Raw genomic sequence first — 15453 nt, 5'->3', positions numbered from 1 at the left:
TGGAAATACAGAAGACGGAATAAACCAACAAATAGAATGGAATAAACACAACAAACAAGTAAGTATCTCTCTAAATAGATAAATACAACAAAAGATTGGAAGTAGAGTAAAATCTACTTCCTCTTTCTGTTATAGAAATAGTATTTTTAAAAAATTAATCAAATAATTAAAAATTAAGTTATTTAATATAAAGAGGAAGGTGGTGAAAATGGAAGTTTACATAAAAGTTAAATTTTTTAAAAAAATATATGAAAAAGAAAATTTTAAAATTTATCTTTTTGACATAGAAGACGAAAATGATGAAAATCTTCCTTGTGAAGCAAAAAAGACAAAAATTTGTATTCTTGATAATTCATTTTTAATTACCAATAATCCACCTAAATTAAATAGAAAAATAGAATTAAAAGCCGAAATAAAATGGTCTAATAAATATAAAAATTATCAGTTATTAGCAAAAAGCTTTAAATATATAGACTTAGATGTGGATTTATATCTTGATCCATGTTTTAATGTTTTTTCTAAAAATGTTAGAAAAAAATTATATAGTGATTATAAAGATAAACTACAATTTTTTAAAGAAAACCCTAAAGATTTATTAGAAATAAAAGGTATAGGAGAAAAATCTTTAGAAAAATTTAAAAAAGAATTGTTAAAAGAAAAAGAAAACAAGGCAATTCAAAAATATTTAATTAAATTTGCTCAAATAGGAATTGGACCAGCTAAATCAAAGAAAATAATAGACTATTTCATAGAATTAGAAACAGAAAAATCTGTAGATATAGACAATTATTTCAAGAGGTTTATAGAAAACCCATATTCATTCGTAAATAAAATAAATGGATTTACTTTTGAAAATGCAGATATTGCAGGAATGAATTTAGGATTTAAATTAGAAGATAAAAAAAGAATAGAGGCAGGGCTTTCAAATGTTTTGCTATTAGAACTATATATGAGAGGAAACTGTTATTTAACAGAAGATATATTTATTGAAAGATCTAGTAAACTTTTGAGGATAAAATCATTAACTATTAAACAGTACATGATAGATAACGCTGAATTATATGGAATAGAAAGAATAAGATCAAAAAAAGAAATTAGGTACTACTTAAAATTTATATATACAAAAGAGATTTCTATTGCCAAGAAAATAAGCGAGATATTATCCGATAGAGGACTAGGGAATGAAAAAAATTTAATGAAATATTGGGATTTAGCTTTTAGTAAGGATGGTATTTTATCAGAGAAACAAAAGGAAGCTGTTAGATCAACTATTGAAAACAACATAACAATTATTACTGGTGGTGCAGGAACAGGAAAAACAACTGTTACAAAAAATATTTTAAAGCTATATAAAGATTATGTCATTTATGTTGGTTCTCCAACAGGAAAGGCCACTCAAAAGATTGAATCCGTTACAGAAAGAGAATCTTATATGGTTAAAAATATTTGCTATGGAACAATTCATAGATTATTAAAATGTCAATGGAAAGGAGAAAAAAGTAAACTTGAATTTGAGTTTAATGAATATAATCCATTACCAGCAGAAGTTCTTATAATAGATGAGTTTTCTATGATTGATTTAAATCTTATGGGGCATTTAATAGAGGCACTTCACAATAATACGAAAATAATTTTTATTGGCGATATAAATCAATTACCTTCAGTAGGTGCAGGAAGCGTTTTAAGAGATTTAATAAATTCTAATAAAATAAATACACAATATTTAACAGAGAATTTTAGACAAGCTAATGGAGAAGAGATAGTTCAAAATGCTAATGACATAAATAAAGGAATATTTCCAAAAAGATTTAAAGAAAATGTATTTATGTATTATTACTACAATAATAACAAAGACAGAGAGAAAGCAATTATTGATTTTATTAAAAGAAATGTAGAAAAAAATCCAGATACTCAAATTGTAACTTTTTATAAAAAGCATACTTTAGGATCAATTAATTTAAATAGAGAAATACAAAATATCATTAATCCTAGTAGTATAGAAAAAAAAGAACTAATTCATAATAATGTGTGTTTTAGAGTAGGTGATAAAGTAATGCAAATAAAAAACAATTATGAAAATGAAGTTTTTAACGGAACATTTGGAGAAATTATTGATATTAATTTAGATGACGAGTGTCTATATATAGATTTTGAAAATTCTAAAGAAACTAAAGAATACTATAAAGAAGATTTTAAGGAATTAGAACTTGCTTATGCAATTACTACTCATAAGGCTCAAGGATCAGAATTTGACAATATTTTAATACCAATAATTGGATATGGTGGATTTTTTAATAATAGTTTTTTGACAAGAAATCTTTTATACACAGCGATAACTAGAGGGAAAAAGTCAGTTACCCTTATTGGTGATAGAGAAGCAAAATTATTAAAGTTTATGGTAGATAATACTTATATTGAAGAAAGAAATACTTCATTAGATGAGAGAATAATTGAAGAATATAAACCAAAAGCAAAAAAAGAAAAGAAAGAAACTAAAAAGTTTAAAGAAGAAAAATCTGAAGCAGAGATATTTTTAGAAGAAAATCAAGTTTCTTTGTTTTAGAAAAGGAGAAAAATAATGAAGCTAAAATGAAAAAAATGTGGAAATGAAGAATTATTTTATATAAAGGAAAATTTTTCAGGATGTGCTGAACTGTGTGTAGATTCTGCTGGAGAACTAACAAATTATAATGAATCAGCTTATGATGATGCTAATTATACGCTTAAAAGCGTTTATTATTATTGTTGTGAATGTGATGAAAAAGTAGCAAAAATACCTGAAGAAAAAAGATATTAAAAAGAAAAAGAAGGTTTTGTGGAATTTTCAAAGACAGTTGAAATTTCGAAAGGACATAAAAATTGACAAATAAAAAATTAGAATATATTTTAGAAGAAAATATAAAGGGAGAAAACCTAGAATTAGTAAAAGAAAGGTATGGAGAAGCAAATCTAAAAAACATAAGAATACTAAAAATTGGTAAAACCAAATATATATACGACAGGAGAAAAATAACCATAACAGCAGAACTCATTTCAAATCTAAGTGATCTAAATTTAAAGAGAAGTCCAATATTTTTAGAAATGCGTAATGGAGGACTGATGTTTTCTTGAAAAAGGTTCTAAAATATCTTCCTTTGTTCTTGGCTATTTTTCTAATAATATTTTTGTCTTATACAATATATAACACACCAAAAATAGACTTTCAAAAAGAATTTGAAAATAGAAAATCTGAAGGAGCTAAAATAATAAATACAAGAGGAGAGATTGAATATTATTTTTATCCAAACCGAGAATATGTAGAAAGAGACGATATACCAGAGGATTTAGTTGAAATCCTTTTAAATATAGAAGATAAGAATTTTTATAAACATGGAGGCATTAATATTAAAAGTATTTTAGCCTCTATAATTCAAAATGCAAAAAGTATGAAGATTGTTAGAGGTGGATCTACAATAGACCAGCAACTAATTAAAAATTTGTATTTGACTAATGAGAAAAGCATTAGTAGAAAAATAAAAGAAGCGTATCTTGCGATTAAGATAAATAAAGAATTAACTAAAGACGAAATTTTAGAAATGTATATCAATAAAGTTTGGCTAGGGCATGATATTTATGGATTTTCAAATGGAGCGAAATTTTATTTTAATAAAGATTTAAAAGAATTAAATAAGGCTGAAATGAGCTTACTTGTAGGAACTTTAAACGCTCCTTCTAAATATAAACCCTTTAAACTACTTAGAAAAAATATTTACACAGAAGATTATTTAATTAAAGATAACATTGAAATAAATAATAAATTATATAAATGCGTATATAATAGCAATGTAGAAAATAAATTAAAAATTATATATAAGTCTTTATTAGACAATAAAGTAATTGATATTGACGAGTATGAAAAACTGCTAAAATTTGATATAAAAAGTTCTTTAAAATATCAAGAAAAAGAGAAAATAAACAATGATTTAAATATTGTAAAAGAAGACATTATTGAAAATGTAATGAAAGAAAAAACCTTTCATATAAAGAAACAATAGGTTATTTAAAAAATAATAATTTGATTTTTACATCAACAATAGATAACAACTTACAAGAAATATTACATCAAAATATTGATAATATTGTCGATAAATATTTTGCCTATAATAATATAAAAGAAATAGCTGATATTAATTTTTCTAAAAACAAAAACATACTAGATGCTAAAAATAATATAACAAACATAAAAAAATCAGATTTATTTAAAAATGAAAAGGTATTTTTATATCCAAGTGAATATGAAGAAACAGCATATAATGAAATTAAGTTAACTAATAACGACAAAATCCAGATTTTAGATAATGGAATAAAATTTAGAGATTACTATTCAATTGACAATGGTTTTAAGTTACATAGGTTTGAACCCTTGTATTTTAAAAAAGGAGAATATTATAAAAAGGGAGATTCTATATATATAAAAGATAAAAGCCAAATAAAAAGCAATATAAATATAGATGAAGATGGTTATCTATATTTTGATTCAGAAGAATTGGTATATGACAAAATAGGACAAACACAACCACAAATAGCAGGAATAGTCATAGACAATAAAACAAATAAAATTATTGCCACAATTAATGGTAGAAAAATTGAAGAAAACTTTTTAAATAGAAGTAAAATGCCGAGACAAGTAGGTTCAGTTATAAAACCTATATCTGTCTATTTGCCTAGTCTAGATAATGGCAAAAATATAAATGATTATGTAATAGATAAGCCTTATACCACAAAAGATGGTTATAGTCCAAGAAATTGGTATAAAGGATATAGAGGAAGAATGACAATAGAAGAATCCCTAGCCGAATCAGTTAATGTTACAACAGTAAAATTAGCAGAAGAACTGGGAATAGACACAATAAAATCTCATTTAGAAAAATTAGGGTTAATATATGAAGATGACACCTTTATTGAATCTGAAGAAAATCAATTGAGAAATGATGAAAACTATTCAGCTCTTGCTTTAGGTGGTTTAACTTATGGTTTTAGTCCTAGAGATATAATAAGTTCATATACTGTGTTTCCACAAGAAGGTTATTTTGAAAAAGCTAAATCTTTTAATGAATCTAAGGAAAATAGAGAGAAATTATTTAGAAAAAAATGTTATAGATGGTATTGATCAAATGCTAAAAACTGCTACAAAAAGAAATTTTTCAAAATATGCTTATGGAATAGAAGAGCTTAGGGGAAAAACAGGAACAACTAATGATATTAGAGATCTTTGGTATATAGGATATAACGATAATTTTACTGTTGGTATTTGGATGGGCTTTGACAATCAGGCAATAAGTTTTAAAGAAAGTAATGGCAGTATTGTTAAAGTTTATAAAGAAATTTTTAATATAGTTGAAGCTAATTATAAGAAGTAGTTAAAATGCTACTTCTTATTTTTTGAAAAAATTTTTCTTAATAATAAGCCTTTTTCAGCAGTTTACAAATTACAAAACAAAAGGGTTATTTGAATTGTTTAAACATTTGGCTTCATTTATAAAATAAAGTAAGTTAATATTAAAAATCTAACAATAAAAATCTCAATTTTTTTTATTTTTTAGGTATGTTCTTATTGATTAGAAATAGAAGGGGGAAATTTATGACAAGTCTTTTTAAGGCATCTTCTGTAAATGATGTTAAATATCCCTTATATCACATAACTTCTGGAATATTAGTACAAACAAGTTGTTATTTATCGCAAGTATACGCTCATATATTTAATCAACTTAAAGACAAAATTCCTTTATATGTAGAAGACATAGAAGATGAAATAAAAGAAGTAGATTTAAAAGTCAACTTAAATAATCAAGAAGAAATTTATTATAACAATATAAATTATTATTTAAGACAAGGTTTAGAAGCATTAAATTATAATGTTGATATTCACGATAAAGGATTTGACATACTTAACGATATTTCGCCTAGAACTTTAATACTTTTGACAGGTGAGGCTATAAAAAAATCCTTAAAAGATACAGAACTTACTCTAGCAACTCAAAGAGAAATTGAGAGACAAAGAGAAAGAAATGAAAAAATGCAAGAAGTTGAAATTGATATTGATGAGATAGGAGAAGATTTAGAATTATGACAAATGAAAAGAAAACTTTAAATCTTCTCGATGTAAATAAAGAAGATCTTGATACAAGTCTAAAAAATATTGAAATTTTTTTAGATATTTTTGATTATACAAATAAAGTCTTTTTTTCAGAAAAAACTCTTTTAATAAACAATGATGAAATAAAAAATTTAGATAAAGAATTTGATATAAAAAAAGATTACAAATTTTTATCTATTATATCTAAAAGAATTGATTTAGTTTTTGAAAGAATAATAAAAGATAGACAAATATTTAGTAAAGAATTGAAAAAGACTAACGGAAAAATAAAGGAATTTAAGGAAAAAGAAAAAAATAAACCTGATAGAATTTCTACTGAAGAAAGAAAAATTTATGATGACAACTTAAAAAAAGCTGAACAAATCAAGAAAAACATTGAAAAATGGAGAAACTTTTCTAAAATTTGTAAACCTGATAAAGAAACCCTCTGTAAAGAATTGGAACAACTAAGGGATAGGTTAAATAATAAAAATTATAACAACTATCATAGTCCAGTCAATAAGGAATTTATAAATAATTATCAAAAATATTTTTCAGGATTAAGTTTTATTAAAACAGAAATAAACTTATACGATAAGTATGAAAAAATAGATCTATCTGAAGAAAAAAACAATAGATTAAAAAAATTATCAACTGAATTATTGGATGATGTTTTATTAATAAATAGGAAAATTTCCATACAAGATAACAAAATAAAAGCAGAGAAAAATAAAAACGGAAAATATAATTTAACCATAGCTTTTAGATATTATGCACAAAACTTTTCAGAATTTTTAGAATTTTTGTCAAGCCAAAAAATGGAAGATAAATATAATGATTATCTTGAAAAAAGTAAACATTTTGAAGTTTTAGAAAATCTTAATAATTTTTTTATTAACTTTGGTAGTGATTCTTTTTTCAGGGATGAACCAATGAATTATGTTCTTTTAAATCAGTTAAAAGAAGAAATAAAGGGAGTTTTATATTATAAAAAAGGTAAGATATCTGCAAATGATTTGAAAACAAAATTTAATATAACAACTGAAGAAACTGTTCAAGAAATAAAAAAAGATTCAAAACAAAAAGAAGTTGTTAAAAAATTCTGGAAAAAAATTCCACTAAAAGGACTTCTTTTAATTTCGGTAATTTTATCAATAATAGCTTTTATTTCAGTTAATTCTTTAACAGGGCATTTATTTGTTGGTGAAAAAACTTTAAGAGGTACTAGTCTTTATAAAAATCCTTTCCTTGCCATTTTACCAAGTAACACCCATATATATTTTGAACCATTACCTATAAGCCTAGGATGTGGAATTGGAATATTCCCAATTATTTGGTATTTCTATTATATTTTCAAAAGAAGAAATTATCTTATTGGAAAAGAACATGGTTCTGCTAAATGGATAGATTCTGAAACCTTAGCAAATCTTATAGAAACAGATGAAGTAACGTATAAAAACAATATGATTTTTGGCAAAGAAATAGGAATGAGTTTAAATGATAGGAAAACCAGAAGAAATAATAACCTCTTAATATTTGGAGGATCTGGTACAGGTAAAACAAGATTTGAAGTAAAACCAAACTTATTGCAAGCCCATTCTAATTATGTAGTAACGGATCCTAAAGGCGATTTATTACATGAAACAGGATATTTTTTTGAAAAAGAAGGTTATAGAATTAGAGTTTTGAATTTAATAGATATGGCAAACTCTGATGGATATAATTTCTTTGAATATTTGCCAAACAATAAACCAGATAAAATTCAATCTGAAATAGAAAAACTTGTAACAAATATAATGAAAAATGCAGGAAACAATGAAGGTGGAAAGTCAGCTCCAAAAGATGAGTTTTGGGATAATGCCACTTCATTATTACTTTCAGCAATTTTTTATTATGTAAAAGTTCATATAAAAGATCCAGCTGAACAAAACTTAACTAAAGTGGCCGAACTTCTTCTTATGGCTAACCCAGATCAAAGTAATAAAGCTGAACTAGATGAAGTATTTAAAGAAATAGAAGAAAAAGAAGGAAAACAAGATCCTTGTGTTAAGTTATATAAATCATATAAACTTGCAGGCGAAAAAACTCTTCAATCTATTAATATTTCAGCTGTAACTAAATTATCAAAATTCTTTATTAAAGAAATTCAAGAATTAACTGCAAAAGATGAAATAAATCTTAGAGAATTTGCAAACCCAGATTCTAAAATGATTTTGTATGTAATTATTTCTGATACAGATTCATCTTTTAATTTTCTCGTAGCTATGTTATATCAACAACTTTTTGATGTGCTTTTTGAGGAAGCAAGAAAAAGAGGAGGAAGACTTCCTGTTCCACTTAGAATGTTGCTTGATGAATTTGCCAATATTGGTAAAATCCCAAACTTTGAATCTATAATTTCCGTAGTTCGTTCTAGGAATATTTCTGTAGCCCCTATATTCCAATCTTTGGCCCAAGTAAAAAATTCTTATGATAAGGCCGCAGATGTCATTTTAGATAACTGTGATACATGGATTTTTTTAGGAGGACAATCAACTGATACGACTAAAGAAATGTCAGGTAAAATTGGAAAAACTACAATAGATTTATCTATTGGAAATAGAACTTATTCAAGAGAAGGTTCATATTCTGAATCTAACTCCCTTATTCAAAGAGACTTAATGATGAGTGATGAACTTTCTAAAATGAGTGATGATGACCTAATAGTTTTAATAAGAGGATATGATTCGTACAAAGGACCAAAATTTATTCTTGAAGAACACCCTAATTACAAATTTTTAGAGGATGCTAATAAAAATTTATATTATATTCCACCTAAAACTGGTAATCCAGCAAAAATAAATATAGAACTTAGAGACTATATTATGCAACAGTATAGGAAAAGACCTAATTTATCTAAAAACATTTCTCCAAACGAAGTTTTACAACAAAGAGATGAATTTGTAGAGGAATACGAATCAAAAACAGATTCAGAAAAATCCATGGAAAAAATAAGCAGATTGACATCAATTGTTAATAAGAAAACAGTCATAAAAATGAAAGAATCTCAAAAAGAAATTGACGAATATTTAGAAGCTAGTGAAAGGGTTATGGAAGAATGGAGAAATGAAGAAATTGATTTAGATGAAAAAAGAAAATTTGAAGAAGCAATTAACGAAGAAATCAATCGTGAAAATAATGAAAATAAAAATCTTTTAGAAGAAGATCAACAAAATATTAAAAATGATATGGAAGAGAGTGAAAATATCGTAGGAGATTTTGAATATATAGAAGAAGACTTAACAGGAGATTTAGATATTGATGGATTTTAAAAAAAGTTTAAAAAAAGCTAAAGAAGATACAAAATCTAGAAAAATGATTCTTTATACAAAAAATAATCCTTATTTAAAAAGTCAAAATTTAGAACTAAAAGATTCCTTTAAAAACAAGTCAAGAAAGTCAGTAAAATCATTTCGGGATTGGATATAAAGGAAATTTAAAAAAATCTCAATTTTTTAAAATTTTAAGGTATTTATCATTTGTCAGACATAAGTGTAAAGAAATAAAGAAAAATTCAATTTTCCAAATTTTAAAAATTATTTCTTTATTTAAGTAATTATTAATGTAGAAAGTTTTGTTTTTATAACTACTATATTTAGTAGTTAATAGGAAGGGAGATATTAAATTGAAGAATAATAAGAAAAAAATAGCAACATTAGCTTTAACGGCTACAATGTTAGCACAAACAGCAGTACCAACTGTAGCTTTTGCACAGGAGGAAATCACAAATAATGATTTTGCAATAACCAATGAAAGCGAAACAGAAAAAAAAGAAGATTTAGATTTTTCAAAGTTAGACAAATATTTAGGAGAATATGGTTCATCTTCTGAAATTGATCCATTTACTTCTAATTATCCCGAATATGATTTTAAAATTTATTTAGGACTTTATTTTAAGGAAACAGGTAAAAATACCGATGTAACACCTCCTAGAGATGCAACACAAGAAGATTTAGATAATTTATATAATGAAATTTTATCTGCAAGAAGAAATGAAATTATACTTCCAGCACTTGAAATGAATTATCCAGATAGCGAACTTCTAAGAGAAGGAAGAGGGGTAACAGAAGCTGAACTAGAAGATTATGTTAATAGAGCCGATAGTTTCTTCGAAAGCGAAGGAGTAAATCCAAAAGATATTGTTGATGGTAAGATTAAACCAGAAGAGCCAGACCAACCATCTGATCCTTCTGAAGAAGATAAAAATGATGAAATTGCTGATGAATTTATGAATCTTATAAAAGATGAAGAATCTAATAAAAAGTTTTTAGAAAACCTTGCAGAAAGACAAGAAGAATTTGAAGCCTTATTGAAAGAACATAAGGAAAAGGAAAACCAAGAACAAGAGTTAACTCTTTCAGTTAATGACATGACCTTAAATAAAGGTGATAAAGAAAAAATTAAAGTAGACAACCCTGAAGAAGCTAATCTAACTTTTGACATTTATGAAAATCAAGATGGTGTAATTACTCTTGAAGACGATACAGTTGAAGCCTTAAAAGAAGGAACTGCAAAAGTAATTGTTAAAGGAAATAAAGAAGGTTTTAAAGAAAAAGTTGTAGTTTCAACAATTACTGTAAAAGAAGAAAAAGGAGAAGATAAAAAAACTCTTTCTATTACAGTTCATAACCTTGAACTTACTGTAGGTGAAGAAGGTCAAATTAAAGTAGATAACCCTCAAAATGCAACTCTTGCTTTTGAACTTCTTGATAAAGAAAATGATGTAATTTCACTTGATGAAAGCAAAGTTAAGGGTTTAAAGAAAGGAACTCAACAAGTTAAAGTTATTGCCACTTTAAAAGATGATAAGGACACTCTTTCAACTGAATCTCTTGCAACAGTAACAGTTAAGGAAAAAGAAGTAACCGAAGAAAAAGATCTTGAAACTATTAAGAAAGATTTTATAAAAGAATTAAAAAAATTAGAAAATCTTTCAGAGGATAGAAAAGAGTTCTACGAAAAAGCAATTAACGATGCTAAAGATAAAGAAAAAGCAAAAGAACAATTTGATTTGGCAAAAAAAGAAGATGACTTTAAGAAAAAAGAAATTGAAAAAGTTAACGACATTAAGAATCTTTCAGATGAAAAGAAGAAAGAATTAATTAAAGATATTAAAGAAGCTGAAACTGACAAGGAAGTAGAAAAGCTTGTAAACAAGGCAAAAGACCTTAATGAAGAAGCTGAAGATATTTCATTGACTACTAAAGTTGTTTATGATAAGAAAGACAAAGAAAAGGCAACCCTTGAAATTGAAACTATTAAGCCTACTGACAAAAAGAAAGTAACAGTGAAAGTTACTTCTGAAGATAAGGATGTAAAACTTGACTACGAAAAAGAAGTAGACAAGGATGGTAAGGCATCTATTGAAGTTAAGAGACTAAAAAAAGATTATAGAATCAATGTAAAAGTAATTGTTAAAGAAGATGGTAAAGACACTTTAACTAAGAATAAATCCGTAAAAATTCAAAAGCAAGATGCTAATGTACTTGAATTTGATGTTAAGGATATTAAGCTAACTAAAAAGTCTGACGATAGATATGAATTAACATTTACAGTAAAAGATGCTCCAAAGGACATGAAAATTGAAGTAAATGGAAACAATGTAAAATATAACATTGATAAAGACGGAAATGCCAAAGTTATTTATGACCTTAGAGATTTAAAAAATGATACTAAAGTTAAACTAAAAATAACTGCTGACGGATATAAAGAATACACTTATGAAAAAGAAGTAAAAGATATTAAAGAAGTAAAAAGCTTTAACCAATATGTTGTTGGCTATCCAGATGGAACTTTTGGTCCAGAAAGAAATATTACAAGAGCAGAAGCTGTTGCAATGTTTACAAGACTTGTAAGAGGTAAGGTAGAAACCACTCCAAGAACTACTAGATATTCAGATTCAAATAATCAATGGTATTCTGATTCTTTAAATTATGCAACTGAAAAAGGATATATTAGTGGATATACTAATGGAAAATTTAACCCTAACGCTAACATGACTAGGGAAGAGTTTGCTCAAATGATTTCTAAATATGTATCTGAAAACGTAAAGAAAGCAGAAGGCAATACTTTAATATCATTTAAAGATGTATCTGATAAACACTGGTCTAAATCAGCAATTCAAGATGCACTTGAAAGAGGTATTATTAAGGGATATGAAGACGGAACATTTAGAGGAGACAAAGACATTACAAGAGCAGAAGCTGTAAGAATGTTAAATCGAACATTTGACAGAAAAACTACAGAAAAATCTATTACAAAGGACATTGATGCTAAGAAGCTTAATATGTTTAAAGATGTTAGTCCTAAACACTGGGCTTTCTATGAAATATTAGATGCTTCAAATACACACAAGGCAAATGTAACTGATAGCAATAGAACTTGGTCTAAATAATTAGATGATTAAATAGGGGTGACAATAGTCATCCCTTATTTTTTTTAGGAGATATATATGTTAAAACTTAAAAAATTAGAAATAACTAATGATGAACCTTTATGTATAAGCTTTTATGGAAAATTAAAAAAAGAAACCGATATATTAAACAAACCACCTTACGATTTTGCAAATAGAAAAGAAAATATATGTTGTGAATCGCCAATTGAAGAAATGTGTTTTGAAACAAAAAATGAAGAAAAAATAGATAAAATAATGTTTTATTTTTTCGAAAATTGTGATGAAGGTAAATCACCTCAATCTTTATGGGAAACAAGTAAAGGGTTAGGATATAAATCCCTTTTATTAGATTATAAAGACGAACAAGAAAAATTTGATGATATCTGTGATTGTTTATTAGCTATATTAAATAAAAACCTAGAAGTTGAAAGACAATATATTGCAAGCATTGAAGTAGCATACCCTGATAATTGGCATGTAGTTTATGAAAGTTCTAAATAATATTTTTATAATTTTTGTTTCTTTATTTTTAGCATTAACAATATTTTTGTTTGCTACTAAACCTAATATTCACAATGAAGAAAAAAAGATTTCAAAAGTAGTAGAAGATGTAAAGACAAACGAAGATATTAAAAATTTAAAAGCTAAGTACCCTGATATTTATGGAAAAATCTACTTTAATAGTTTGCCAAACATTAATTATCCCTTAGTTATGACAGATAATCCCAAAACTTATTTATATAGCGATTTAGATAAAAAATATAATGGAGTAGGTATTCCTTTTGTCTATCCAAAAAAAAATGAAAATTCTGATTTTAAAGTGATTTATGCACATGCATTTACTTCGAAAAAACCATACATGTTTACAGATTTATATAAACTACTAGATATTGATTTCTATAATAAAGATCCCTTTTTCTATATTAAAACCGAACATTCTAATAAAAAATATTTAATTGTCGGAGCTTTCCAAATTGATACTGCTAAAGATAAATTTTATTTTCATAAAGATATTTTTAAAAATACAGATGAAAAAGAAAAATGGTATGAAGAAGTAAAAAAAGAATGTCTTTTAAAATTAATAGACAACCAGATTTTGAAAATGAAATAGTCACTTTAGTGACTTGTACCACAGATACAGTTGGTGGTAGCAAAAGAATAGTCATAATAGGAGAAAATATTAATTAAATTTTTAAAAAATCTAAAAAAATAGAAATATTAAGGTATATTCTTGATGTAATAAAATTTTATTGAAGGAGGGTAGAGGGAATAGGTCAATTTGTTAAAAAACTTTTTTAAGTTTTTTGTTGTAACTATTTTTTAATAAAGAAGGGAGGAAGAATAGATAAACAATCTATTCGACTAAATATAATGAGTAAAAATAAGAATAAACTAAGAAGAACACTAGCCTTAACGGCATCAGTGGCAATAATGGGAACTAGTATTCCGTTTAATGTATTGGCAGAAGGTTTAAACGATTATAATAATCAAGAAATATCTATCAATTCCTTATCAGCGACACGTTCTCAATATGTCCACAAATGGAAAAAGTATGCTTTAGATAAAGAAGAAAAAATCAATTTCAAAGTATTTAATGAATACAATCGAGATGAGCTTGAAAGTTATAAAGAATATTACAAAAACAAATTTGGAGATGGCAATACAAGATATGACGAATTAGTTATAGGTGGTTCAGTTGACATTGAAAATGCATTTGAAGGAGCTTTTCATACTAATTTAGGATATTTCAATAGCCTTGAAGATTTAAAAAATGAAAATCTTAGTTATGCAACTTCTTCTTATGATTTAAGACAAAAAGATAGTTTTTGGGCCCAAATCGGAGGATGGCACGATTATTCTCGTGGATTTGATTTTTATTTAAAGGGAGTCGACAGCCGTCCAATGTCAGAAGAACTTGAATACCGTTTAATTTTCCATAAAATAGAACCATCTGATTATAATAAAAGAGGCGGAGATATAATTGAAATGGCTGTTGGAGAAAAAACTACAATTGATGTTAAAGGTTCATATATAGAAACTGTTACATCTGATAATGAATTTCCATATCCAAACAGTGGGAAACAAGGTGGATATTGGTATGAATATATAGGTTCTGAAAAAATATCAACAGATGCCGATGATTACAATTACGATAATACTCCGATTATAACTGATAAAAAACCAACAGATGATGAAATAAAAGATGTATTAGATTTGCCAGATGGAGCAAGCACCGAAACAAAAGAAGTCCCTAATAGAAGGGAATATACTCCAGAATTAAAAAAACTACAAGTCAAACGAAATGATAAAGTAGACTTAACTTCCGCAATAGTTAATAAGCCACAGGATATCATCGCAAAAGAAGTTGAAGGAGTAGACACAGGAGAATCTGGCGAAAAAACAGGAAAAATTTCTACAACAATTCCTCAAGAGGAAAAAGAGATTAAAGTTAAAATTACATTCAAAGATAATTCAACAAAAGAGTTAACTGTACCATTAATTTATACAGCAAGAACTGCAAACTATAATGTAGTTGTTGACGTTATTGATTTAGATGCTGATAAATTTAATCCATTAGTAGAAACATTAGAAGCATTTAAAAATGAGGATATTATTTTGGAAAAATATAAATCTGCAATTAAAAACTTGTCAGATAGTAATGCCTCAAAAGTTGAAATTAAAACACCTGCTGATACATCCGAAATAGGCGATAAAAAAGCAGTTGTAGAAGTAACATTCCCAGACGGATCAACAAAAGAAGTCGAAATACCAGTAAAAGTAGTTGAAAAAGCAGGAACAATAACACCAGTTCCAGAAATCAACAAAGACGATATAGAAAAAGAAGTAGTTCCTTGGGGTGGAGAAGTAGACTTAACAGACAACATTAAGAACCTACCAGAAGGAG

At 26.3% G+C, this 15453-nt stretch carries 12 protein-coding genes; all 12 read left to right on the top strand.

Features of this window, described 5'->3' with window-relative positions; all coding sequences use genetic code 11:
• Positions 1–208: 208 nt before the first annotated feature.
• Entirely contained in the window at positions 209–2563 is a 2355-nt protein-coding gene (gene recD2, locus HGPT_RS08190) for an SF1B family DNA helicase RecD2 (RefSeq protein WP_019139363.1), read from the top strand.
• A gap of 296 nt (positions 2564–2859) precedes the next feature.
• Positions 2860–3111, top strand: a complete 252-nt coding sequence (locus HGPT_RS08185; RefSeq protein ID WP_019139362.1) for a hypothetical protein — start codon at positions 2860–2862, stop codon at positions 3109–3111.
• On the top strand, positions 3108–4034 hold the full coding sequence (locus HGPT_RS08180) for a biosynthetic peptidoglycan transglycosylase (RefSeq protein ID WP_019139361.1): 927 nt from the start codon (positions 3108–3110) through the stop codon (positions 4032–4034). The genes HGPT_RS08185 and HGPT_RS08180 overlap by 4 nt, the downstream gene beginning before the upstream one ends.
• Positions 4035–4054: 20 nt before the next feature.
• Positions 4055–5149 carry a penicillin-binding transpeptidase domain-containing protein gene (locus tag HGPT_RS08175; RefSeq protein WP_019139360.1) on the top strand — a complete coding sequence of 365 codons (1095 nt, stop codon included), beginning with the start codon at positions 4055–4057 and terminating at the stop codon, positions 5147–5149.
• Between the two features lie 4 nt (positions 5150–5153).
• On the top strand, positions 5154–5399 hold the full coding sequence (locus tag HGPT_RS08170; protein ID WP_172633960.1) for a hypothetical protein: 246 nt from the start codon (positions 5154–5156) through the stop codon (positions 5397–5399).
• 221 nt (positions 5400–5620) lie between these two features.
• Positions 5621–6109: a hypothetical protein gene (locus tag HGPT_RS08165; protein ID WP_019139358.1), complete on the top strand. Its 489-nt coding sequence runs from the start codon at positions 5621–5623 to the stop codon at positions 6107–6109.
• A complete protein-coding gene (locus HGPT_RS08795; RefSeq protein ID WP_019139357.1) occupies positions 6106–9426 on the top strand; it encodes a VirD4-like conjugal transfer protein, CD1115 family in 3321 nt (1106 codons plus the stop codon). Before HGPT_RS08165 ends, HGPT_RS08795 begins: the two co-directional genes overlap by 4 nt.
• Positions 9413–9583 carry a hypothetical protein gene (locus tag HGPT_RS09115; protein WP_155799259.1) on the top strand — a complete coding sequence of 57 codons (171 nt, stop codon included), beginning with the start codon at positions 9413–9415 and terminating at the stop codon, positions 9581–9583. Before HGPT_RS08795 ends, HGPT_RS09115 begins: the two co-directional genes overlap by 14 nt.
• A gap of 196 nt (positions 9584–9779) precedes the next feature.
• Entirely contained in the window at positions 9780–12548 is a 2769-nt protein-coding gene (locus tag HGPT_RS08155; RefSeq protein WP_019139355.1) for an S-layer homology domain-containing protein, read from the top strand.
• 57 nt (positions 12549–12605) lie between these two features.
• Positions 12606–13049 carry a hypothetical protein gene (locus tag HGPT_RS08150; protein ID WP_019139354.1) on the top strand — a complete coding sequence of 148 codons (444 nt, stop codon included), beginning with the start codon at positions 12606–12608 and terminating at the stop codon, positions 13047–13049.
• Positions 13033–13659 carry a class B sortase gene (locus tag HGPT_RS08145; RefSeq protein WP_019139353.1) on the top strand — a complete coding sequence of 209 codons (627 nt, stop codon included), beginning with the start codon at positions 13033–13035 and terminating at the stop codon, positions 13657–13659. The genes HGPT_RS08150 and HGPT_RS08145 overlap by 17 nt, the downstream gene beginning before the upstream one ends.
• Positions 13660–13919: 260 nt before the next feature.
• Positions 13920–15453: Rib/alpha-like domain-containing protein (locus HGPT_RS08140; protein ID WP_081578528.1), on the top strand; the 1534-nt coding region annotated here is incomplete at its 3' end.

This window comes from Peptoniphilus timonensis JC401 (genome assembly GCF_000312025.1).
In the GTDB taxonomy this organism is placed as follows: Bacteria; Bacillota; Clostridia; order Tissierellales; family Peptoniphilaceae; genus Peptoniphilus_A; species Peptoniphilus_A timonensis.
This window is presented reverse-complemented; position numbering and strand designations above follow the sequence as displayed.